The sequence below is a fragment of the Luedemannella helvata genome (assembly GCF_039528415.1).
Lineage (GTDB): Bacteria > Actinomycetota > Actinomycetes > Mycobacteriales > Micromonosporaceae > Luedemannella > Luedemannella helvata.
In genome coordinates this window covers 68,353-89,467 of record NZ_BAAALS010000008.1, presented here as the reverse complement: position 1 = coordinate 89,467, position 21,115 = coordinate 68,353, and the positions used below count along the sequence as shown (strand labels likewise).

20 protein-coding genes are annotated in these 21,115 nt (G+C 71.8%); 7 read left to right on the top strand and 13 right to left on the bottom strand.

Annotated elements, in window-relative coordinates; genetic code table 11:
* Positions 1-15: 15 nt before the first annotated feature.
* The 7 genes from ABD191_RS10435 to ABD191_RS10405 are packed head-to-tail and all read right to left on the bottom strand — an operon-like array spanning position 16 to position 7,271.
* Positions 16-1,032 carry a TolB family protein gene (locus ABD191_RS10435; RefSeq protein ID WP_344079374.1) on the bottom strand — a complete coding sequence of 339 codons (1,017 nt, stop codon included), beginning with the start codon at positions 1,030-1,032 and terminating at the stop codon, positions 16-18.
* Positions 1,029-2,279: an MFS transporter gene (locus tag ABD191_RS10430; protein WP_344079372.1), complete on the bottom strand. Its 1,251-nt coding sequence runs from the start codon at positions 2,277-2,279 to the stop codon at positions 1,029-1,031. The genes ABD191_RS10435 and ABD191_RS10430 overlap by 4 nt, the downstream gene beginning before the upstream one ends.
* Before the next feature lies 1 nt (position 2,280).
* Positions 2,281-3,399 (bottom strand): DegT/DnrJ/EryC1/StrS family aminotransferase, encoded by a 1,119-nt coding sequence (locus ABD191_RS10425; protein WP_344079370.1) that lies wholly within the window; start codon positions 3,397-3,399, stop codon positions 2,281-2,283.
* A 2-nt stretch (positions 3,400-3,401) separates the two neighbouring features.
* A complete protein-coding gene (locus tag ABD191_RS10420; RefSeq protein WP_344079368.1) occupies positions 3,402-4,082 on the bottom strand; it encodes a NeuD/PglB/VioB family sugar acetyltransferase in 681 nt (226 codons plus the stop codon).
* Complete coding sequence (locus ABD191_RS10415) at positions 4,079-5,218, bottom strand: DegT/DnrJ/EryC1/StrS family aminotransferase (RefSeq protein ID WP_344079366.1); 1,140 nt, start codon at positions 5,216-5,218, stop codon at positions 4,079-4,081. The genes ABD191_RS10420 and ABD191_RS10415 overlap by 4 nt, the downstream gene beginning before the upstream one ends.
* Complete coding sequence (locus ABD191_RS10410; RefSeq protein WP_344079364.1) at positions 5,215-6,210, bottom strand: NAD-dependent epimerase/dehydratase family protein; 996 nt, start codon at positions 6,208-6,210, stop codon at positions 5,215-5,217. The genes ABD191_RS10415 and ABD191_RS10410 overlap by 4 nt, the downstream gene beginning before the upstream one ends.
* Positions 6,207-7,271: a Gfo/Idh/MocA family protein gene (locus tag ABD191_RS10405; protein WP_344079362.1), complete on the bottom strand. Its 1,065-nt coding sequence runs from the start codon at positions 7,269-7,271 to the stop codon at positions 6,207-6,209. The genes ABD191_RS10410 and ABD191_RS10405 overlap by 4 nt, the downstream gene beginning before the upstream one ends.
* A 245-nt stretch (positions 7,272-7,516) precedes the next feature.
* Between ABD191_RS10405 and ABD191_RS10400 the strand changes: the two genes are divergently transcribed.
* Positions 7,517-8,113, top strand: coding sequence for an acyltransferase (locus ABD191_RS10400; RefSeq protein ID WP_344079360.1), 597 nt, complete (start codon positions 7,517-7,519; stop codon positions 8,111-8,113).
* 20 nt (positions 8,114-8,133) lie between these two features.
* Here ABD191_RS10400 and ABD191_RS10395 read toward each other — a convergent pair whose 3' ends face one another.
* The gene (locus tag ABD191_RS10395) at positions 8,134-9,099 is read right to left on the bottom strand and encodes a hypothetical protein (protein ID WP_344079357.1); all 966 of its coding nucleotides are present in this window, start codon (positions 9,097-9,099) and stop codon (positions 8,134-8,136) included.
* Positions 9,100-9,457: 358 nt separating this feature from the next.
* Between ABD191_RS10395 and ABD191_RS10390 the strand changes: the two genes are divergently transcribed.
* The 4 genes from ABD191_RS10390 to ABD191_RS10375 all read left to right on the top strand — a co-directional run bounded on the left by ABD191_RS10390 (position 9,458) and on the right by ABD191_RS10375 (position 14,104).
* The gene (locus tag ABD191_RS10390) at positions 9,458-10,486 is read left to right on the top strand and encodes a hypothetical protein (protein ID WP_344079355.1); all 1,029 of its coding nucleotides are present in this window, start codon (positions 9,458-9,460) and stop codon (positions 10,484-10,486) included.
* Between the two features lie 116 nt (positions 10,487-10,602).
* Entirely contained in the window at positions 10,603-11,679 is a 1,077-nt protein-coding gene (locus ABD191_RS10385; RefSeq protein ID WP_344079353.1) for a glycosyltransferase, read from the top strand.
* A gap of 140 nt (positions 11,680-11,819) precedes the next feature.
* Positions 11,820-12,629: a YveK family protein gene (locus ABD191_RS10380; protein ID WP_344079351.1), complete on the top strand. Its 810-nt coding sequence runs from the start codon at positions 11,820-11,822 to the stop codon at positions 12,627-12,629.
* Positions 12,626-14,104 carry an O-antigen ligase family protein gene (locus tag ABD191_RS10375; protein WP_344079349.1) on the top strand — a complete coding sequence of 493 codons (1,479 nt, stop codon included), beginning with the start codon at positions 12,626-12,628 and terminating at the stop codon, positions 14,102-14,104. The genes ABD191_RS10380 and ABD191_RS10375 overlap by 4 nt, the downstream gene beginning before the upstream one ends.
* Here ABD191_RS10375 and ABD191_RS10370 read toward each other — a convergent pair.
* Positions 14,101-15,249 carry a glycosyltransferase family 4 protein gene (locus tag ABD191_RS10370; protein WP_344079347.1) on the bottom strand — a complete coding sequence of 383 codons (1,149 nt, stop codon included), beginning with the start codon at positions 15,247-15,249 and terminating at the stop codon, positions 14,101-14,103. The two genes, ABD191_RS10375 and ABD191_RS10370, sit on opposite strands and share 4 nt — an antisense overlap.
* A 147-nt stretch (positions 15,250-15,396) precedes the next feature.
* On the opposite strand from ABD191_RS10370, the gene ABD191_RS10365 reads away from it, so the two are divergent.
* A complete protein-coding gene (locus ABD191_RS10365) occupies positions 15,397-16,131 on the top strand; it encodes a polysaccharide deacetylase family protein (RefSeq protein ID WP_344079345.1) in 735 nt (244 codons plus the stop codon).
* A 33-nt stretch (positions 16,132-16,164) separates the two neighbouring features.
* On the opposite strand, the gene ABD191_RS10360 is transcribed toward ABD191_RS10365, so the two are convergent.
* Positions 16,165-17,538, bottom strand: a complete 1,374-nt coding sequence (locus ABD191_RS10360; RefSeq protein WP_344079344.1) for a right-handed parallel beta-helix repeat-containing protein — start codon at positions 17,536-17,538, stop codon at positions 16,165-16,167.
* A 91-nt stretch (positions 17,539-17,629) separates the two neighbouring features.
* Positions 17,630-18,907, bottom strand: a complete 1,278-nt coding sequence (locus ABD191_RS10355; protein ID WP_344079342.1) for a glycosyltransferase family 4 protein — start codon at positions 18,905-18,907, stop codon at positions 17,630-17,632.
* 230 nt (positions 18,908-19,137) lie between these two features.
* Here ABD191_RS10355 and ABD191_RS10350 point away from each other — a divergent pair, with 230 nt between their 5' ends.
* Positions 19,138-19,977, top strand: a complete 840-nt coding sequence (locus tag ABD191_RS10350; RefSeq protein WP_344079340.1) for a glycosyltransferase — start codon at positions 19,138-19,140, stop codon at positions 19,975-19,977.
* A gap of 4 nt (positions 19,978-19,981) precedes the next feature.
* On the opposite strand, the gene ABD191_RS10345 is transcribed toward ABD191_RS10350, so the two are convergent.
* On the bottom strand, positions 19,982-20,785 hold the full coding sequence (locus tag ABD191_RS10345; RefSeq protein ID WP_344079338.1) for an alpha/beta hydrolase: 804 nt from the start codon (positions 20,783-20,785) through the stop codon (positions 19,982-19,984).
* 1 nt (position 20,786) lies between these two features.
* A complete protein-coding gene (locus ABD191_RS10340) occupies positions 20,787-21,107 on the bottom strand; it encodes a hypothetical protein (protein ID WP_344079336.1) in 321 nt (106 codons plus the stop codon).
* Between the last annotated feature and the right edge of the window lie 8 nt (positions 21,108-21,115).

Genomic DNA, 21,115 nt, shown 5'->3' with positions numbered 1-21,115 from the left:
TCGAATGTTGAATTGTCATCGGCTCACCGACGGCGACCAGGCATCGTGCACCAGGACCCGCGGCGTTCCCCCGCCATCGGCGTCGGCCACCCAGATGTCGCTGGTCGCCGCCGCCCCGCCCGTGCGGGGCAGACCATAGACCACTCGGCTGTCGTCGAGCCATTCGGCCTGGTCGTCCACGCTGCGCTGCTCCGCGAGTACGGTCTCGCGCATCGTGGCGAGATCGAGTACGGCCAGCCGCCACTGCCCGGCCGGCAGATCTCCGTGCTTCTTGAACGCGATGCGGGTGCCGTCCGGCGACAGCGACGGGCACTCCACGTCCTCGCGCAGCGCCGTCAGGGTCCGCTCGCGCAGGCTGCCCCGCACCAGCCAGGTCGTGCCGCCGGACGCGGCCGTGGCGTAGAACGTGTCGTCGTCGGCGAACGTCACGCCCCACACGTTGCGGTCGGCCGCGTTGATCTGCTTGCCGTTCACCAGCAGCCGGAACTGCTCCAGGTCCTCGCTCGGCCCGCCCGCCGCGCGGCTGACGAGCGTACGGGTGGAGAACTGCCCCGGCATCGCGTACGAGTCGCCGTACACGAAGGTCGTGGTGGCCACGAGCGACCCGTCGGCGGACAGGCGGGCCCGGCTGGGCAGCCCGGTCAGCGGCAGCTCGCGCCGCACGTCCCAGTCGGGGCCGAGCAGGTGCGACTGGTACGTGGTGACCAGGCCGCGGTGCGCGGACAGGCAGATGGCGGTGTCCGCCCGGGCGTAGACGCGCTCGCAGGCCGCCCGGGTGAAGGTGCGGGGCCCGTCCGGGTCGCTCAGCGGGGCGAGGGCCACCCGCCCGTACGTGTCGCCGAGCGCCGTGCTGCGGAACGCCAGGTGCGGCACGGCCGTGACGGCGGCGAGGTCGTCGTTGGTCGCCACGGGCGTGGCGGCGCTCTGGGCGGCCTGCTGGCGGGCGGCCTGGCGCACGACGTAGCCCGCCGCGCCGAGCACGACGAGCACCGCGACGGCCGCGAAGATCGCCAGCCGGGTGCGCGACGTCATGCCGCCTCCGCGGCGGCGTCCGGGCGGGGGCGCATCAACCAGGCGGCCACCGGCAGGGCGACGGCCAGTGCCGGCACGACGGCGAGCAGCGCGGATGCCGTGCCGAGGTTCAGGGCCAGCGCGCCGAAGCCGAGCGACGAGGCGAACCGGGCGACCACCACCACAGTCTGCGCCGCCGCGATCCCGGTCGCCCGGCCGTTGTCCGGAACGAGCCGGCTCACCAGCGCCGGCAGCACCCCGTCGGTGGCCGCGTAGTACGCCCCGAAGAACACCAGCGCCACGGCCGTGGCGGCCCACCCGCCGGTGAGCGAGCCGGCCGCCAGGTAGGCCCCGAGCAGGGCGAGGTGCCCGCCGAGGAAGACCCGGCCCCGGCCGACCCGGTCGGCGAGGCGCCCGAGCGGGACGGCCAGCGCCAGGTACGCCACGTTGGTGCCCACGGCCAGCAGCGGGAAGTACTGGGCGGCGAGGTCGTCGCGCTGTTGCAGGGTCAGGTAGAGGAACCCGTCGCCGACGGTGAGCAGCCCCAGCAGCGCGGCGGCGAGCAGCGGCCGGCGCAGCGCCGGGGTGGTCAGCACCCGCAGGATGTCGCGGCGCGACGGCTTCTGCGCGGCCGAGGCCCGGCCCAGGCGGCGGTTCGGGACGAACAGGACCAGCACCGCGAGCCCCACCAGGGCGACGGCGAACGACACCACGAACACCGCGTCGTACCCGTCGGGCAGCAGCAACAGCAGCGCGAACGCGGCGATCGGCCCGAGCGCGGCGCCGATGGTGTCGAGCATCCGGTGCACGCCGAAGGAGCGGCCGAGGGCGGCCGGGTCGGCGGCGTCGGCGATGAGCGCGTCCCGCGGCGCGGTGCGCAGCCCCTTGCCGAGCCGGTCGGCGACGACGACCGAGGTGATGGCACCCATGGTCTGCGCGGGCAGCAGCGCGATGCGCGACAGGGCCGACAGGCCGTACCCGATGACGGCCACCCACTTGGGCCGGCGCCCCCGGTCGGCCGCGTACCCGCCGGCCACCCGTACCAGCGAGCTGACGCCCTGGTAGAGCCCGTCGATGATGCCGTACCCGAGCAGGCTGATGCCGACGTGGGCGGTCAGGTAGATCGGCAGGACGGCGTTGACCATCTCCGAGGAGACGTCCGTGAGCATGCTGACGACGCCCAGCAGGACGACCGTCGAGGCGACGCGGGCACGCGGCCCGGACCGGAGCTGATCCGCCCCGGGCCGGTCGCGCACCGTGATGTACATGTCAGGCCAGGGCCGCCTTCAGCGCCGCCACGACAGCCTCCTGCTGGTCGACCGTGATCTGCGGGAACAGCGGCAGCGACAGGATCTCGTTGGCGGCGGCCTCCGCGTGCGGGAAGGCGCCGGCCCGGTAGCCGAGCCCGGCGTACGCCGGGGTGAGGTGGACCGGCTGCGGGTAGTGGATGCCCGCGCCGATGCCGGCCGCGTTGAGCTTGCCGAGCACCTCGTCGCGCCGGGCCGGGGTACCGTCGCCGGGCACGCGCACCACGTACAGGTGCCACACGTGCTCGTTGCCCTCCAGGGTCGCCGGCCGCACGATGTCGACGTCGGCGAGCAGCGCGTCGTAGCGGGCGGCGGCGGCGCGGCGGGCGGCGTTCCACGCGGCCAGTCGGGTGAGCTTGGCGCGCAGCACGACCGCCTGCAGGCCGTCGAGGCGGCTGTTCATGCCGATGATGTCGTGCGCGTACTTCTTGAGCCCGCCGTGGTTGCCCAGCGTGCGCACCGTGGTGGCGAGCGCCTCGTCGTCCGTGACGACCGCGCCGGCGTCGCCGTACGCGCCGAGGTTCTTGCCGGGGTAGAAGCTGGTGGACGAGACACCGCCGGCGCCGGCGGCCTTGCCGAACCGGGTGGCGCCCTGCGACTGCGCGCCGTCCTCCATGATCACGATGCCCTCGGTGCCGGCGAGGCCCTCGCGCAGCCGCTCGACGGGGGCGAGCTGGCCGTACAGGTGCACCGGGACGATCGCTTTGGTGCCGCCGTCGACCGCGGACAGGGCCGCGTCCGTGTCGATGAGGTAGGTGTCGGGGTCCATGTCGACCAGCACGATGCGCGCGCCCGCGCGGGCGGCCGCGCCGGCCGTGGCGATGAAGGTGTTGGCCGGCAGGATCACCCCGTCGCCCGGCTTGACGCCCGCCGCGAGCAGCGCCAGCTCGATCGCGTCCGTACCGTTGGCCACGCCGACGGTGTGCCCGACGCCGGAGAACGCCGAGTACTCGCGCTCGAACGCCGCGACCTCCTCGCCGCCGACGAACGCCGTGTTCTCCATGACGCGCTTGAACCCGATGGCGACCTCCTCGGCCACCTCCGCGTGCTGCGCCTTCAGGTCTACGAGGGGGATGGACACGGTTAACGACTCCCTAAATCCGGCATTTCGAATGACACGTCACGGAGCCGGCGCGCGGGTGTGCCCACCCACACCTCGCCGGCCGGTACGTCGTCGAGGACGACCGAGCCCATGCCGACCTGCGACCAGGCCCCGACGCGGACGCCCTCGCGCAGCAGGGCCCCCGACCCCAGGTAGGCGCCCGTGCCGACCACCGCGCCGCCGCCGACCCGTACGCCCGAGGCGATCGTGGCGAAGTCGCCCACCTCATCGTCGTGGGTGAGCACGGCGTGCGGCATCACCGCGACGTGCGACCCGACGGTCACGTCGGCGGTGAGCACGACCCCGGCGAGCAGCACGCTGCCCGGGTTGACGACACAGCCCGACCCCACCGAGGCGAGCGGGTGCACGACCGTCGCGTAGCGCTCCGCCGGCAGGTCCAGCCGCTGCACGAGCCGCATCCGCGAGGTGTAGTCGCGCGGGTTGCCGACGCAGACCACGACGTCCGCGTCCGGCAGGTCCGCCAGTGCCTTCAGGCCGCCGATGATCTCAAACCCCGTGCGGTACGTGCCGTGCAGCGCCTCGTTGTCGTCGAGATAGCCGAGCAGCCGCCACGTCGGCGTCACCTCGTTGATCGAGGTGATCGCCGACGCCGTCTCGCGGGCGAAGCCGCCTGCTCCGACGATAACGAGGTCGCGGGTCATCGACTCGCCAGCTTGCGCAGCACCGCGACGACGTGGTCCTGGTCGTCCTCGGTGAGCGCGTGGTGCACCGGCAGGATGAGCGACTCGCGGGTGATGCGCTCCGTGTTCGGCAGCGCGACGTGCGGGTGACCGGCGTAGGCGGGCTCCAGGTGCGAGGCCATGATGCCGCGCCGGGCCGAGACGCCGTTCGCGGCCAGCTCGGCGAGCGCCTCGTCGCGGGTGGCGCCGAAGCTCGGCTCGATCAGTACCCAGAACGACTGGTAGTTCGTCGTGCCGTACGCCGGGTCGCGCACCGGGGTCAGCCCGTCGATGTCGGCGAGCAGCTCCTGGTACCGCTCGGCGATCGCGCGGCGCTGGGCCACGATGCCGTCGAGGCGGCCGAGCTGAACCAGGCCGACGGCGGCCTGGATGTCGGTCATGCGGTAGTTGTAGGCCGTCTCCAGGTAGGCCTCCAGCACGGGCTGCGCGCTCGCGTGGCGGTCGGCGGCGGAGACGTTCATGCCGTGCTCGCGCAGCCGGCGCAGCCGGGTGGCCACCTCGGCGTCATCGACCGTGACCATGCCGCCCTCGCCCGTGGTGATGAGCTTGCGCGGGTGGAACGACCACGCCGAGATCAGCGAGCCGGCACCCACCGGCTCGCCGTACGCGGTGGAGCCGGCGCCGCAGGCGGCGTCCTCGACCAGCGCGATGCCCCAGTCGGCGGCGGCCGCGCGCAGGGCGCGGGTGTCGAACGGCACGCCGCCCTGGTGCACGGCGATGATCGCGCGGGTGCGCGGGGTGCGCACGGCGTCGATCGTCTCGACGCTCAGGTTGCCGGTGGCCAGCTCGACGTCGGCGAACACCGGGACGGCGCCGACGTAACGGGCCGCGTTGGCGGTCGCGATGAACGACAGCGACGGCACGATGACCTCGTCGCCGGCCTGCACGCCGGCCGCGATGAGCGCGAGGTGCAGCCCGGTGGTGCAGGAGCTGACGGCCACGCCGTGCGCGGCGCCGACGAGCGCGGCGAACCGCTTCTCGAACTCGGCGACGCGCGGGCCCTGGGCGACCCAGCCCGAGCGGACCGCCTCGGCGGCCGCCTGGGCCTCCTCCTCGCCGAGGAGGGGGATCATGACCGGGATCTTGCGTTCGGTCATGCGCCCACCTGCTCGACGCCGGCCGCGCGCTCCGCGCGCCACCAGTCGACCAGGCCCTGCAGGCCCTCGCGCAGCCCGATCTCGGCGCGGAAGCCGAGCTTGCTCTCGGCCGCCTCCGTGGAGGCGAGCCGGCGGGTCACGCCGTTGACCGCGCGGGCCGGGCCGTGCTCCGGGGCGAGGTCGGACTTCATGACCTCGGACAGGGCGGCGGCCAGCTCCTTGAGGCTGGTCTCCTCCCCGCTGGCGATGTTGAACACGTCGTCGGTGAGGTCGGCCTCAGCCGCCAGGATGTTGGCGCGGGCGATGTCGATGACGTTGACGAAGTCCATCGTCTGCAGGCCGTCGCCGAGGATCAGCGGCGGGGTGCCCGACTCGATGCGCTCCATCCAGCGGATGAGCACCTCGGTGTAGAGGCCGTAGATGTCCATCCGGGGGCCGTACACGTTGAAGTAGCGCAGCGCCACGTAGTCCAGGTCGTACATCGACTTGAAGCTGCGCAGCATGGCCTCGTTGAACGCCTTGGCCGCGCCGTAGAACGTGTCGTTGTTGTACGGGTGGTGGCGCTCCGTCGTCGGGAACTGCTCGGCGAGGCCGTACACGGAGGCCGACGAGGAGGCGATGACCTTCTTCACACCCGCCTGCTGCGCCGCCTCGATCACGTTGAACGTGCCGTCGACGAGCACCTCGTTGGCCAGCCGCGGCTCCTCGGCGCACTGCGTGATGCGGATGGCGGCGAGGTGGAAGACCAGGTCCTTGCCCCCGGTCAGCTCGCGCACGAGCGCGGCGTCACGGATGTCACCCTCGACCACGCGGACGGGGCCGTTCTCGACCGCCCAGGCGATGTTGGCCTGCCGGCCACGCACGAAGTTGTCGAGGATGACGACCTCGGCCGCGCCGCCGCGCACCAGCAGGTCGACCACGTGCGAGCCGATGGTGCCGGCGCCACCGGTCACCAGGGCACGGGAGCCGGAAATGGGGACGGAAGCTGTCATCGGGCACTCTCCAGGGGGATCGCGGCACCACCGTCGGCGAGACTACGCGACGCGGCTTCGAGGATTTCCAGAACCCGCAGGCCAGCGCGGCCGTCCGTGAGCGACGGCGTGCCCGTGTGGATGGCCTCGGCGAACGCGTTGACCATCTGGCCGAGGGCCTCCTTCTCCACGAGCGCCGGCGCGATCATGTCGCCGGAGCGGTAGGAGACCTGGATGGAGCGGCGCTCGTCCACGCCCAGCTCGTCCGGGGTGGCCACGTCGACGCCGCGGTCGTAGATGCCGATGCGCTGGGTCGGGTTGAGGTCGTCCCAGACCAGCGTCCGCTTCGACCCGCCGACGATCGTGGTGCGCACCTTGATGGGTGAGAGCCAGTTCACGTGGATGTGGGCGATGGCGCCGGTGTTGAGGGCCAGCGTGAGATATCCCACGCAGGAGTTGCCGGCGCCGATGGGGTCGGCGCCGTGCGCGCTGACGGACACGGGGAAGACCCCGTCCGGCAGCACGAAGTCCAGGATGGAGAGGTCATGCGGGGCGAGGTCCCAGATGACGTCGATGTCGCGCTGCACGAGGCCCAGATTGATGCGCACCGAGTCCAGATAGTGCAATTCGCCCAGTTCGCCCGAGTGCAGGGCCTCGCGGATGCGGGTCACGGCGGGCGTGTAGCAGTACGTGTGGTCGCACATGACCGTGAGGCCGCGGCCCTCCGCCTCGCTCACCAGCTTCAGGCCGTCGGCGTACGTCGCCGCGAGCGGCTTCTCCACGAGCACGTGCTTGCCGGCGCGCAGCGCCTTGAGCGCCACCTCCAGGTGCGTACCGGCCGGTGTGGCGATCGCCACGGCGCCGACGCCCGGGTTGGCCAGCACGGCGTCGAGGTCGTTGGTGGCCTCGACGGTCGAGTACGCGCCGAGAACCTTGCGGGCGCGCGCCACGTCGAGATCGACGACCGAGGTGAGCCGGAACGCGGCCGAGCCGGAGAAGTTGCGCACCAGGTTGGGGCCCCAGTAGCCGGCACCGACGACGGCGACGCCGATCGGCTCGCGGTCGGCAGACGGAGAAGTCACTGATCCTCGCAGGAAGTCGGGGGCGGACAGCGGCGAGGCCCGCACAGGTCCTCGGGACCCCAGGGCGCGGGTCAACGCCCGTGGTCAGGCGCGATGGCGTGACGTTGGCAAGGTACCGGCTGACCTCGTACAACGCGAAGCCGGTGACAGAAATCCGGCAGAGGGGCACCCGCCCGGGCAGGCCGGTCGGCGCGCTGGAGTAGCGTCCCGACGACACCGCAGGACGAGATGTCAGGAGTACGCCCATGGCCGCGGTCAAGATCGCCTCAAGCGCCGACGTGGACGAGCGCGCCCAGGTGGGCGACGGCACCTCGGTGTGGCATCTGGCACAGGTGCGCGAGGACGCCGTCGTGGGCGAGAACTGCAACATCGGCCGGGGCGCCTACGTCGGCCCCGGCGTACGCCTCGGCGCCAACTGCAAGCTGCAGAACTACGCGCTCGTGTACGAACCGGCACAACTCGGTGACGGCGTGTTCATCGGGCCGGCGGCCGTCCTCACCAACGACGAGTACCCGCGGGCGGTGACCCCGGAGGGCCGGCTCAAGTCCGGCCACGACTGGACGGCCGTGGGCGTGACGGTCGGCGAGGGCGCCGCGATCGGCGCCCGGGCCGTGTGCGTGGCGCCGGTCTCCGTCGGCCGCTGGGCGCTGGTCGCCGCCGGCGCCGTCGTCACCAAGGACGTGCCGGACTTCGCGCTCGTCGTCGGCGTGCCCGCCCGGCGCGTCGGCTGGGTCGGGCGGGCCGGCGTCCCGCTGGAGAGCAAGGGCGACGGACGCTACGTCTGCCCGTCGACCGGCGAGGAGTACGTCGAGGCCGACGGCCTGCTCAGCCCGGCCGGCTGAGCACGGTTTGGCGGCTGACGTCAGTTCTGCCGGCTGACCGCGACCGGCTTGCCGTTGTCCTTCCAGACGTTCGTCTTGTCCCACTGCGTGGTGTTGCTGTTGATGCCCCACAGCACCACCGCGCCGTAGATGCCGCCGCGCAGGAAGGTGTTGCGGCGGAAGATGTTGTCGCTCATCTGCGGGTCGTTGCGCACGTTGATGCTGAACCCGCCGCCGTTGACCAGATTGTCCTCGAAGCGCAGGCCGCGCAGCGGTCCGAACTCGGCGCCGACCATGAACGCCGCGTTGAACGTGTAGTCGGTCGGTGACATGGCGTCGATGGTGTTGTGCCGGATGATCGATCCGATGCCGCCGGTGGTCTGCAGCGCGTCCTGGTGGTCGTCCTTGTTAGTGAGCACCATGTTGTGGATCCAGCTGTCCTCGATGAGCACCTTGTTGCCGATGCGCGGACCCTCGTTGATGTTGTAGATGTCGACCCGGCGCAGGGTGTAGTTGCTCCACCCGATCGCCATGGCGGTGCGCCCGCCGTCGATGTCGCTGTCCTCGATGGTGACGGACGCGCGGTCGCCGTCGTCCGGAGCAACCCGCACGATGGTCTCGCCGTCGCAGGTGAGCTTCGAGCGCCGGATCACCACGCCCTTGGCCTGGATGTTCAGGCATGTCGTGACCGACTTGCCGTCAATGACGTACCCGTCCTTGGTGATGGTCGACGGCCCGGTGTAGCGGGTGAGCGTCACGCCGGCCGGTACGCCCGTGTTGTCCGCACCTGGCCAGCCTGTCGTGCGTGGCTTCTTCGACGGCGCGGCGGACGTGGGCGGGCGGGTGGTCGGCGAGGCCGGCGCGCTCTTGGCGGCCGGCGACGCGGGCGCGGAGGTACCGGCCGGGACAGCCGTGGGCGACGCCGCCGGCTGCTCGGCGACGGCGACCTCGCCGGCCGGGCGCAGCACCATCTGCGTGGCGACCGCCGTACCCGACACCAAGGTCACAAAACAGACGCCAAGGAGTGCATAACGGACGATCTTGCCCGTATGCACGTGGCGACCCAGGTACGTCACGACAAAACCCTCCCGACGAACGGTCGAAGCACTCTGGACACTACCCAGGTACGCTCGGCTCGGTCCGACGTAGGTTACGGCCGCCGCCTTGTCAAGATGGCGACATCGGGCCTGGCGAACTCACCGAATCTGACCGGTTTTTGCTGGTCGGAGCCTCGCGGGGGGTCCGTCACCACATTGCATCATTGGCATGGTCGTAGCAGACTGATTCGCGGTGCGGGTGAATCGTGCCCAAGCCCGGTCCCGCCAATGCTGCGGACGCTTGATCCGGCAACGAGATAGGGGAGCCGTGGACCTGCTGGCAATCAGCAAGATGATGTTCCGTCGCTGGTATGTGGCGATGCCACTGCTGGTCCTCACGGTCGTGGCCACGCTGCTGACCGCGGCGGTCGTCAAGGTGGAGTACAAGGCCCTGGGCCACGTCCTGGTGGTGCCGCCCACGGTCGAGCTCCGCACCGACCAGCAGGTCCGACAGGTCAACCCCTGGAACGACCTCGGCGCCCAGGCGCTGGGCCAGGCGGTCGTCGTCACCCTCACCCAGAAGTCCGTGCAGGACGACTTCGTCGCGCAGGGCCTGTCCAAGAACTACAAGGTCCTCGTCGACCAGGAGTGGCCGATCATCAACATCGAGGTCGTCGGCGCCACCCGCCAGCAGGCGACGTCGACGGTCCAGCAGCTGTTCTCGCTCATCAACACGAACATCACGGCACAGCAGGACCGCTACAAGGTCGCCAAGAACCAGCGCTACACCGCGCAGAACCTCGACAGCGGCAACCTGGTGACCCCGGAGAGCGGCAAGCTGAAGCGCGCCATCATCGTGGTGGTCGCCGCGGGCCTCATCCTCATGGTGTCCGCGACGCTCGGCCTGGACGCCTTCCTGCGCCGCCGTGCCCGCCGCCGGATGGGTGACGCCGCCGTGGCGGCCGGCCCGCCGCCGGCCCGCGGCTGGGGCGCCGCCTCCTCCGCGGCGGCCCTACCGACCGCCGGCGCGGCCGGTGCGGCCCCTGCCGCGCTGCCGGCCAGCTCGACGGCTGAGCCGGTCATCAACTGGGTCAACCTGAGCCCCGCGCAGGCCACCGCCGGCGCCCAGCCGGTGGTGAACGGCAACCGTGGCGGCCGCTCGACCTCCGGCACGGTGCATCCGTCGTCGTCGTCAACGACCCCCACCGAGGACCCCACGACCCACCTGTCGCGCCCGTCGAGCGAGTCGAGCCTGCCCAGCCTGGCCGACGTGCCCGAGCTCGACCGCGCCGACGACGTGGACGAGACCATCGTGCTGCCGCTGTCCTACCCGCGCTGGTCGAAGGGGGAGAGCTGACCGGCCGGCTGGAGGGCGCGCGGCGCGACCTCATCGTCTACTACGCCACGACCCGCTACATCGGGCCGGGCGGCACGGACCGGCATATCGCGGACGCGCTGACCGCGCACGGACCCGTGCTGTTCGTCGACCCCGAGCTGAGCATGATGGCGAAGCTGCGCCGCCCCGATCCCGCCAGCGGCGCGCCGCAGCCGGGCCTGCACGTGCTCGGGCCGCGCCTGGCGCGGCTGGTCCCGATGGTGACGCCCGGCAACACTCGGCCCGGGCTGCGGTCGCTCGTCCAGCCGTTGATCAAGCGGGCGGTCAGGTCGGCCCTGGCTGACCTGTTCCCCGGCTCGGCCGAGCCGGTCGCCGCCGAGGTCACCTGCCAGTACGGGTGGTACAGGTTCGTCGACAGCCGCCACCGGATGGTCTACATCAAGGACGACTACGTGCTGGGCGCCGAACTGTTCGGCGAGACCCGGGAGCGGATGTCGCAGCTGGAGGACCAGGTCATCGCCAACGTCGACACGGTCGCGGCCGTGTCGCTGCCGCTGCGTGACCGGCTCGTCGCGGCGGGTCACCAGGTGGAACTCATCCCCAACGGCTGTGACCCGGACGTCTACGCGAAGGTGGACGACGCCCCGCCGCCGGCCGACGCGCCACTGCGCGGCCCCGTGGCCGGCCTCGTCGGCCAGATCAACGACCGGCTCGACATCGGGCTGCTCGAAGCCGTCGCGGACACGGGCGCCCCCGTCCTCGTCGTCGGCCCGATCGGCCCCGGCTACGACCCGGCGCGGTTCCTGGCGTTCACCGAGCGTCCCAACGTCTGCTGGGTCGGCGGCAAGCCGTTCGAGGAGCTGCCCAGCTACCTGCGGCTCATCGACGTCGGGCTGGTGCCCTATGTCGACAACGCCTTCAACCGCGCGAGCTTCCCGCTCAAGACGCTGGAGTACCTCTCCGCCGGGCGGGCCGTGGTGTCCACGCCGCTGCCGGCCAACGACTGGCTCGCCACCGACCTCATCGACGTGGCCACCGGCCCCGGCGCGTTCGCGGCGTCGGTCGTGCGGGCCCTGCGTGAGCCGCGCACCGACGCGCTGGCTCAGCGTCGCCGCGCGTTCGCCCGGGAGCACACCTGGCAGCGCCGCGCCGATCAACTCGCCCGCCTGGCCGGCATCGGCCGAGGGCACGTCCCGGGCCCGCACCCGTCATGAAGCCGACACCGGCTCGGCTCAAGGCGCGACCGTGTCCACCCGTACGCGCCTTTTAGCCTGGTCCGGCGGCCTGCCCGCCGGCATCGAGGCGGGTCAGGCCCGGGTCGGGGACGCACCGCCAGCGAGGAGATGAGGAAACCGTGGACCTGCTCGAGCTGATCAAGCTGGTCATCCGGCGGTGGTACGTCGCGCTCCCGCTGCTGCTCGTGGCCACGACGACGACCCTGTGGACCGCGACCCACATGCAGCCGGAATACCGGGCCAGCAGTCAGGTGCTGCTCGTGCCGCCCGCGCTGAGCGCCGACACCGACCACCTCGGCGTCACCCGGATCAACCCCTGGTTGGGCCCCGGCCTGAAGAACGTCGCCAGATCCCTGGTGGTGAGCCTGCAGCAGGGCGGCGCCGCGGTCATCATCGCCGGCAAGAACCTGTCCAAGTCGTACACGGTGACGGCCGACCCGTACCTGCCGATCATCAATCTCGCGGCGGTCGGGCATTCGGAGGACATCGCGATCCAGACCGTGGCCGAGCTGACGGAGTTGGTCAAACAGAGCGTGCTGCAGCTACAGGTGCGCTACAAGGTCCCCGAGATCGAGCGCATCACGACCCAGGTCATCGACGAGCCCAGCCTGATCAGCACCCAGTCGAACACCTTCAAGCGGGTGGTCGGCGGGTTCGCGCTGGCCGGGCTGCTGATCACGCTGGCGCTCACGATCGCCTTCGACGGGTACGTGCGCCGTGGTCGCCACCGGCTTGCCGAGGCCGCCAACGCCGTCGTCGCCGAGGTGCCGGGCTACGGCTCCCCCGGCCAGTCGCTCGCCACGGCCGGCCCGCCGCCCGACCGGCCACCGGTACTCGCCGGCGTCCAGGGCGCGCCGGCCAACAACGACCAAACCATGATCATCCCGGCGCAGCCGAAGGCGCCGGCGTCCGGGGAGGGCAAGAGTTGACCGCCGTCACCATCCACCCGGTCGATCTCGACCCCGGACGCGTCGCCGACGGGACGTACACCACGCGCCGGCGTGGTGGCCTCGACCCGACCGCCCTGATCGTCTTCATGCTGGTGCTGCTGTGCGTCATCCCGGCCGGCCTCATCGTGCCGGGCATGACCGACATCGGCCGGCCGGCCCAGCTCGTGTCCCTGCTGCTGTGCGCCTGGTGGGTCGCCGGCCGCATCCACCCCGCGCTGGCCATGCGCGGCCCGCAGCCGCTGCGCTGGGCGGTCGGTTTCTTCCTCATCTCGGCCCTCCTCTCGTACGGCCTGGGCTACCTGCGCGGCCTCACGCTGCTGGAGGCCAACGCCTCCGACATGGAGATGCTCAAGACGCTGGCCATGATCGGCGTCATCCTGATGACCGCCGACGGCATCTCGACCCGGGAGCGGCTCGACCGCGCCCTGCAGGTGCTCGTCTGGCTGTGCGGCTTCATGGGCCTGATCGGCATCATCCAGTTCGCCAGCGGCTACGACATCACGCAGAACATCATCATCCCGGGCCTGGAATACAAGCGGGACCTGACCGGCTTCGCGTCACGCGGCGACGGCCTCTTCCGGGTGCCGAGCACGGCGCTGCACTACATCGAGTTCAGCGCCGCCATGGCCATGGTGCTGCCGTACGCGATGCACTACACGCGCTTCGGCGAGACCCGCGGGCGCCGCCAGCTCGCCGCGATCAGCGGCGTCCTCGCGGCCTCGGCGATCCCGCTCACCCTGTCGCGCACCGGCATCCTGGCCGCCGGCGTCGCGCTCATCTGCGTGCTGCCGGCGCTGCCGTGGCGCATCCGGGCCAACGTCCTCGTGGTGTTGGCGTTCGGCACGGCGGCGTTCATGGTCATCCGTCCCGGCCTGCTCGGCACGCTGAAGTCACTGTTCCTGGGCGCCAGCAACGACCCCAGCATCCAGGGCCGTACGGACGACTACGAGCAGGTCGCCCAGTACTTCTCGGAGCGTCCCTGGTTCGGCCGCGGCACGGGCACCTTCGTGCCGCAGGCGTACCGGATCCTCGACAACGAGTGGCTGTTCTACCTCATGACCAACGGCCTGGTCGGGGTGTTCGCGCTGTTCGCCCTGCACGTGGTGGCCATCAGCCTGGCGGTCATCGCGATGCGCCGCTCCACCAGCGAGGCCGACCGGCAGCTGTGCGCCGCGCTCATCTCCACCCAGTTCGTGTCGATGCTGGTCGGCCTGACGTTCGACTCGCTGGGCTTCATCACGTACGCCACGATGTGGTTCGTGCTGACCGGCGCCGCCGGGGCGATGTGGCGGCTCACCCACCCGAGCCGGCAGATCAGCACGGCGACGCCGCACGAACAGTTCACCGGGGAGTTCCCCGTGATCACCCTGGACGGCGCCGGCGCACCCGCGATCGGGGCGGCCCCGGACGCGAAGCCGGCCCTGCCGAGCAAGCCGACGGAGTCGCCTGCCTAACGGGCGTGGCGGCCCGACGGGGTCGCCGCGCCCGTGACGATGTCGACGACCTGGCGGCCGGCCCGTTCCCAGGTGTACCAGGAGGACACCTCGGGCGCCCGCTTGGCGCAGTTGTCATAGAGGGCGTCGTCGGCGAGCGACGCCGCGATGACGCGGGCCAGCTCGGCCGGGTCGTCGCCGCTGATCAGGGCGCCGGTCACCCCGGGTTCGATGATCTCGGTCATCGCGTACGCGTCACGGCCCACGCACGGCAGGCCCCGCGACATCGCCTCGGTGAACACGATGCCGAAGCCCTCCAGCCGGCTCGGCATGACGAACAGGTCGTGGGTGTCGAACAGCCGCGCGACCTCCTCGCGCGGGATCGAGCCCAGGAACGTGACCCCGTCCGGGACCGGCGTCTCCAGCGGCCACTCGGGCGGCCCCGCGAAGGTCAGCGTGATCTCCGGGTCGACCTCGCGGCGAAGGATCTCCAGGGCGGCCAGCGTCAGGTCGCCGCCCTTGCCGGTGAACGAGCCGCGGCCGACGAGCAGCAGCTTGCGCCGGGGCCCCGCGCGCTCGGGCAGCGGCGGCGGCTCGGTGGCAGCCGACGAGCGGCCCGGATGGATGACGTGGACCTTCTCCGGCGGCAGGCCGGAGAGGTCAACGAGGCTCTGGCCGAACCAGTGGCTCATGGCCAGCACACCGGTGGCCTTCTCGTAGATGCCGCGCTGGCGGTCGCGGCGGCGCTCGATGTCGGCGCGGGTGAGGCCGAAGGGCAGCGGCACCCCGTGCCGGTCCTGCGCGTCCAGCAGCAGGTCGAAGCTGAGGTCCTGGTACAGGTAGAAGGGCTTCTCCACGGGGGCGATATCGCCGATCTCGACCACGACGTCGCATCCCGACGCCACCACGGCGCGGTCCAGTCCCCAGTGGAAGTACGCGTCCGTAAGCCGTGATTGCTGCCAGGTCGTGACAAACCGCCCACCTCGCCGGCGCGCGTGCAGCACCTTCAGCCCCAACTGCACCTTGGCGGGCACCTCGACGCCCACGTCGATCACGTCGCCGAACTGGCGCATGGCGTTGCGCAGGTTCCACGGCGTGTACGACCACGTCTTCTGGGGATTGGGGTGGTCCCAGACACAGGCGAATCCGATGCGGGGACCGGCCATGCTCGCGAGCTCCTTGTGGGGGTAGCGGACGGGCAACCCTATCCCGGGCGCTCCGGCGGGTTGGTCGGCTGCCCGACATTCCGGCGCCGGCCGGGGCACCTAGGATCGTCAGGTCACAGCACCGACAACGCGGGACGAGGAGTTCGGGTGAGCGGCGCAGCGCGGGCAGGACGCACGATCGTCAAGACGGTCGCGCGGAAGGCGAGCAGCCCGGTGGGCTCCGTACGCGCCATCCGCACCGACGCTCCGCACATCGTGCTGACCTACGACGACGGCCCGGACGACGTCGGCACGGAACGGGTGCTCGCCGCGCTCGCCCGCCACCAGGCCACGGCCACGTTCTTCGTCCTGATGGGCCGCGTGCACCGCAACCCCACGCTGTTGCGCGAGGTGCGCGACGCGGGGCACGAGATCGCCCTGCACGGCCTGGACCACAAGCGGCTCACCGACTTCTCGGCCCAGGACGTCTTCCGGCGTACCCGCGACGGCCGCGCCCAACTGGAGGACATCGTCGGCGCGCCCGTGAAGTGGTTCCGCCCGCCGTACGGGGCGCAGGTGCCGGCCACCTGGCTGGCCATCCGCCGCGCGGGCCTGATGCCCGTGGTGTGGGGCCCGACCCCGGGCGACTGGCGCGACCTGCCGGAGGAGCAGCTGGCGCAGGACGCGATGGCCGGCAGCGGCAAGGGCTCGGTCGTGCTCTGCCACGACGGGCACGCCGGCCCGGCCGACGGCGTCAACGACGGCCCCGAGCCGCGCATCGACCGCGGCAAGCTCGCCGACCTGATGCTGCAGGGGTTCGCCGCGCGCGGCCTGCAGGGCCGCTCCCTGGCCGACGCGATGGCGTCCGGCCGGGAGCTGCGCTGGGCCTGGTTCAAGCACTAGACCGTGGCCCGACCCGGCGGTCGGGCCACGCGATCAGTACCCGACCGGTCGGCCGTTGTCGTCCCAGACGTTGTTGCGCCACTCGTTGCCCGGCCGGCCCGGGTCGAAGTGCGCCGCCGGCCCGTACGAGCCGCCGTTGGCGAAGTGCCCGCCGCCGGCCGCCCGCTTGAACCGGTTACCGATGATCTTGATGCCGGACACCCGGTCGGTGTCGCCGCCGCCATACAGCGAGTAGCCGCCGCCGTTGAACAGGTTGTTCTCCACGAGCACGTTGCGCAGCGGGGCGAACTCCTCGCCGAGCAGCACGCACGACGTCTGGGAGTACCTGTTGTCGATGTGGTTGTGCCGGATCACGATGTTGGAGCCGCCGGTCGACTGGATGCCGTCGTTGTGGCAGTCGCCGCACGTCTTCAGGTCGTGGATGTAGCTGTCCTGGATGGTGACGTTGCTGCCGGCGCGCATGCCGTCGCCGACGCCGTGGCAGTTCACCCGCAGCGCGGTGTAGTTCTCCGCCGCGATGCACAGCGCCTCGTACGAACCCCGGCCGTCGACCTCGGTGTCCTCGATCCACAGCGTGGCGGGCGACTCGACGCGCACGGGGTAGGGCCCGCTGCACCGGACCCGCGACTTCTTGATGACCACGTTCTTGGCGCGGATGAACATGCAGCCCATGTCCATGCCCTCGATCACCGTGCCGTCCCGGGTGATCTCATCGGGCCCCCGGTACTGCGTCAGCGTCACGCCCGTGTGCTGCCACCCGGTGTTCGCCTCCGAGGGGAAGCCCTTGACGGTCGCCTGATCCAGCTTCGGAGGCGTCGGTGACGGCAACGACGCCGAGGTGCCGGCCGCCGAGGTCGGCGGCGCGGCCGAGGCACTGGCCGTGGGCGGTGCGGCGCTGCCCGCGTCGCTCGCCACGGCGGCCGTCGTCGGCGCCGTGACCTGCGTCAGGTCGGGCTCGGTGACCACGTTGAAGACGGTCACGACCATGGCGGTGACCGCGACCGTGACCAGCGCGACACCGCCGACGACCGCAGCCCGCGCCACCCGGGGTTGTCCGGACGCCGGAGGCACCTGCCGGTACGAGCCCGTCGACCCGGCCGGCACCTGCCGATAGGAACCCGTCGACGAGGAACCCGGGGGCACCTGCCGGTACGAGCCGGTCGACCCGGCCGGCACCTGCCGATAGGAACCGGTCGACGAGGACCCCGGGGGCACCTGCCGGTACGAGCCCGTCGACGACGGCGACACAGGCACCTGCGGGTAGGCCCCGCTCGGCTGCGAGACCGCCGGCACCTGCGGGTAGGACCCGCTCGGCTGCGAGACCGCCGGCACCTGCGGATAGGAACCCGTCGACGGGGGCCCCGGGGGCACCTGCGGGTAGGACCCGCTGGGGTACGACGCCGGCATGTCGTTTGTGGAATCCGACGACTCGTCATCCGGGTCGTACGGCGATGTGGGCGGGGGGAAGGCCATATATGTCTACGTCCCTCGGGCGGGGTCAGTAACGCTCGGACTCCAGTGGTTGCGGGCGCGACACGGCCTCACCATCGCCCGCCGTTCGCATCATCGACACGCGGTCGCGCGGCACCCGGCCAACGGCCTCGACCTGTACGGGCACGAGCGTGCGCCACATCTCGATGTACGCGGCCGCCTGATGGTCCCACGAGAGCGTGTCACGGAAGCGCTGAAGCGCGATCTCCCGCATGAGCGCCAGCTCGGCGGGTGAATCGAGCAGCGCGTCGATCGCCTTGGCCAGCTCGTCGGGCGTACCCGTGGGCACGTAGACGGCCGCCCCCTCGGCCGTACGCCGGGTCTCCAGCAGGTCGACCGCCACGACGGGGATGCCCCGCGCGACGTACTCCACGCTCTTGGCCATGGTCGACAGGTTCGCCATCGCGGTGGGCGGGTCGGGCTGCACGCCGATGGTCGCCGAGGCGAGCAGTTCGTCCACCTGGGTCGCCTCGAGCCAGCCGGCGAAGCTGACCACGTCGGTGATGCCGCGCGCCGCCGCGAGCTGCCGCAGGTCGGCCAGGCAGTCGCCGTCGCCTGCGATGACCATCTCCCAGTCGTCGCGCCCGCGCAGGTCGATCAGGCGCTCGGCGGCGAGCACGGCCGCCTCCACGTGGTCCTGCGGGTTGATGACGCCGAGGTAGACGATGCGCTTGCGGGCGCCCGGACCGTGCGCGACCACCGGTGGCGCCTTGATCTCACTGGCGGCCGGGCCGTTGCGCACGACCGTCACGCGCTCGGGGGCGCACCCGCCGCGCCTGATGGCGATCTCCCGGTACGACTCGTTGGTGGACACGACCCAGGAGGAGCAGCGCATCGACAGCTTCTCGAACAGCTTCAGGACGCCGAGGATGACGCCGTTCGGCTTCTCGTTCTTCTCGTCGGCCTTGCACTCGTACAGCTCGGGGTTGAGGTCGTGGTGGTCGAAGACGAACGGCGTGCCCAGCGCGCGCATCAGCAGCGCGAGCGGCCAGAACACGTCCGGCGGGTTGCACACCTGCATGCCGTGTACGCGGCCGCGCAGCAGCAGGCCGAACAGCCGCCACGCCACGCAGACGAAGGACCAGAGGAACTCCATCGCGAAGGAGATGACACCGGAACCGGCGAGCGGCTGGCGGAAGGAACGGATCGCGGTGTCCCGCGTGCCGGGCAGATACGTGAGGCCTTCCTTGCCCCGCGGGCAGATCACCGTGACCCGGTAACCGGCCGCCTCCAGGGCCTTGCACTCGCGGATGACCCGCCTGTCCCGCTCCACGGGGAGGTTCACGACCGCGATGACGATGTGCGGCCTACTCCGATCGCGCGAGCGTGCTCCCATCACTTCCCCACATTCACTTGGCTCCGTCCAACCCTTCCTGGCCTGGTAGGAGACCGACAAGCCCCGCACGGACCGGTTCGGTGTCGACATGTCGACACGGCCGTAACCACTGCGGCTACGGTGTTACGCGCGAGACTTGACCGCCGGAGCAGCCCGGCACAGGGGTGGGAGGACAGCGGGTGACCAGCGTAATCGTGGCGGCGCACAACGAGGCGGCGGTGCTGGACCGCAGCCTGCCGAACCTGGTCGGACCGGGCATTCAGGTCATCGTCGCCGCGAACGGGTGCACCGATAACACGGTCGAGGTCGCCCGGCGCCACCCCGTCGAGGTCGTCGACATCCCCACGCCGTCCAAGGTCGCCGCGCTCAACGCCGGCGAGGCCGTCGCGACGAGCTTCCCGCGCATGTACGTGGACGCCGACGTCGTCCTCTCCCCCGGCGCGATCGCGCACCTCACGCGCGCGCTCAGCCGCCCGGGGGCGCTGGCCGCGGTGCCGCTGCGCCGGCTGGAACTGTCCGGCCGCCCGCTGCTGGTACGGGCCTACTTCGCGATCCACTCGCGCCTGCCGGTGTTCTACAACGGACTGTTCGGGCGTGGGGTCATCGCGCTCTCCGAGGCCGGCCGCGCCCGCTTTGCCCAGTTTCCTACGGTCGTCGCCGATGACCTCTTCCTGGACTCGCTGTTCGGCCCGCACGAGCGCACCGTCGTCCCCGAGGCCAGCGTGCTCGTCGAGACGCCGCGAAAGACCAGGGATCTCGTACGCCGTCTCGTGCGCGTACGCTCGGGCAACTCCGCGCTGCGGCAGGCGGCCGCCGCGGCGGGCGCCCCAGCGGCCGTACGGGCCAGCGACAAGTGGTCCTGGCTGCGCGACGTCGTGCTCCCCGCACCGTGGCTGGCCCCGGCGGCGGTCTGCTACGTCGGCATCACCGTGACGGCCGGCCTGCTCGCCAAGCGCGCCCGCAAGCGCGGCAACACCGTCTGGCAGCGCGACGAGTCCAGCCGCGTCGCCGCGAAGTAGGGCGCTACCACCCGCGCGGCTCGTCGGCCTCCGGCTTCTTGACCTCAGCGAACGCCGCCACCGTACGGTCGGCGTACGCGCTGGCGTCGCCCGACTCCATCGGACCGTCCCACTCGCGCGGCAGCGGTTCGCGCCCCGGCGCCACCCGTCGCACCACCTCGTCGAGCACCTTCTCGGCGTCGCCGACCCACAGGTGCTTGGCGCCCGGCACCCCGACGACCTCCGCCTGCGGGATCGCCGCGAACCGCGTGGTCGCCTCGGCCGGGCGCAGGTAGTCGTCGAACTCCGGCACCAGCGCGACGACCGGCTTGCCCGATTCGCCCCACACCGCGAGGTCCGCGTCCGTGGCCGTACGCAGCGGCGGGGAGAGCAGGATCGCGCCCACGACGCCGGGCTCGCACCCGTACCGCAGGGTCAGGTCCGTGCCGAACGACCAGCCCAGCAGCCACAGGTTCGGCAGGTCGGCGAACTCCGCGTACTCGATCGCGGCCGCGATGTCGAACCGCTCCCCCACCCCACCGTCGAAGGCGCCCTGCGAGGTGCCGCGCACGCTGCTGGTACCCCGGGTGTTGAACCGCAGCACCGCGAGGTCGGCCAGGGCGGGCAGCCGCCAGGCGGCCTTGCGCAGCACGTGGCTGTCCATCATGCCGCCGTGCGTGGGCAGCGGGTGCAGGCACACCAGCGTCGCGAACGGCGGTCGGTCGAGTGGCAGCGCCAGCTCCCCGACCAGGGTCAGGCCGTCGGCCGTGTGCAGCTCGATGTCCTCGCGCCGGGCGGGCAGGATGGAGTTCGCGCGGATGGTCGTCACGTCACCATGATCCCGTAGCGCCGCGCCCGCCGCGACGGGTGGGCCCGCGCCGGTCGCGCGCCCGCCAGCAGGCCGTGTGCCAGTGACGCCGGTCACCCAGGTCGCCGCGGCCGTCCGCCGGCCACGCGACGATGTGCGCGACGCCCGCCTTGACCTCGTGGTCGCAGCCCGGGCACCGGTAGGTCTTCACGGCCGCGCCGGCCGGCACGGTGCGCACCGCCCACTCGCCGTCCGTCCACTGCTGGACGGCGGGCAGCCCACGGCGGGCCCGCTCCTCATCGAGCGGACCGACGTCGTCGAGGCGGCGGTGTCTGCGCGGCACGCGCCCAA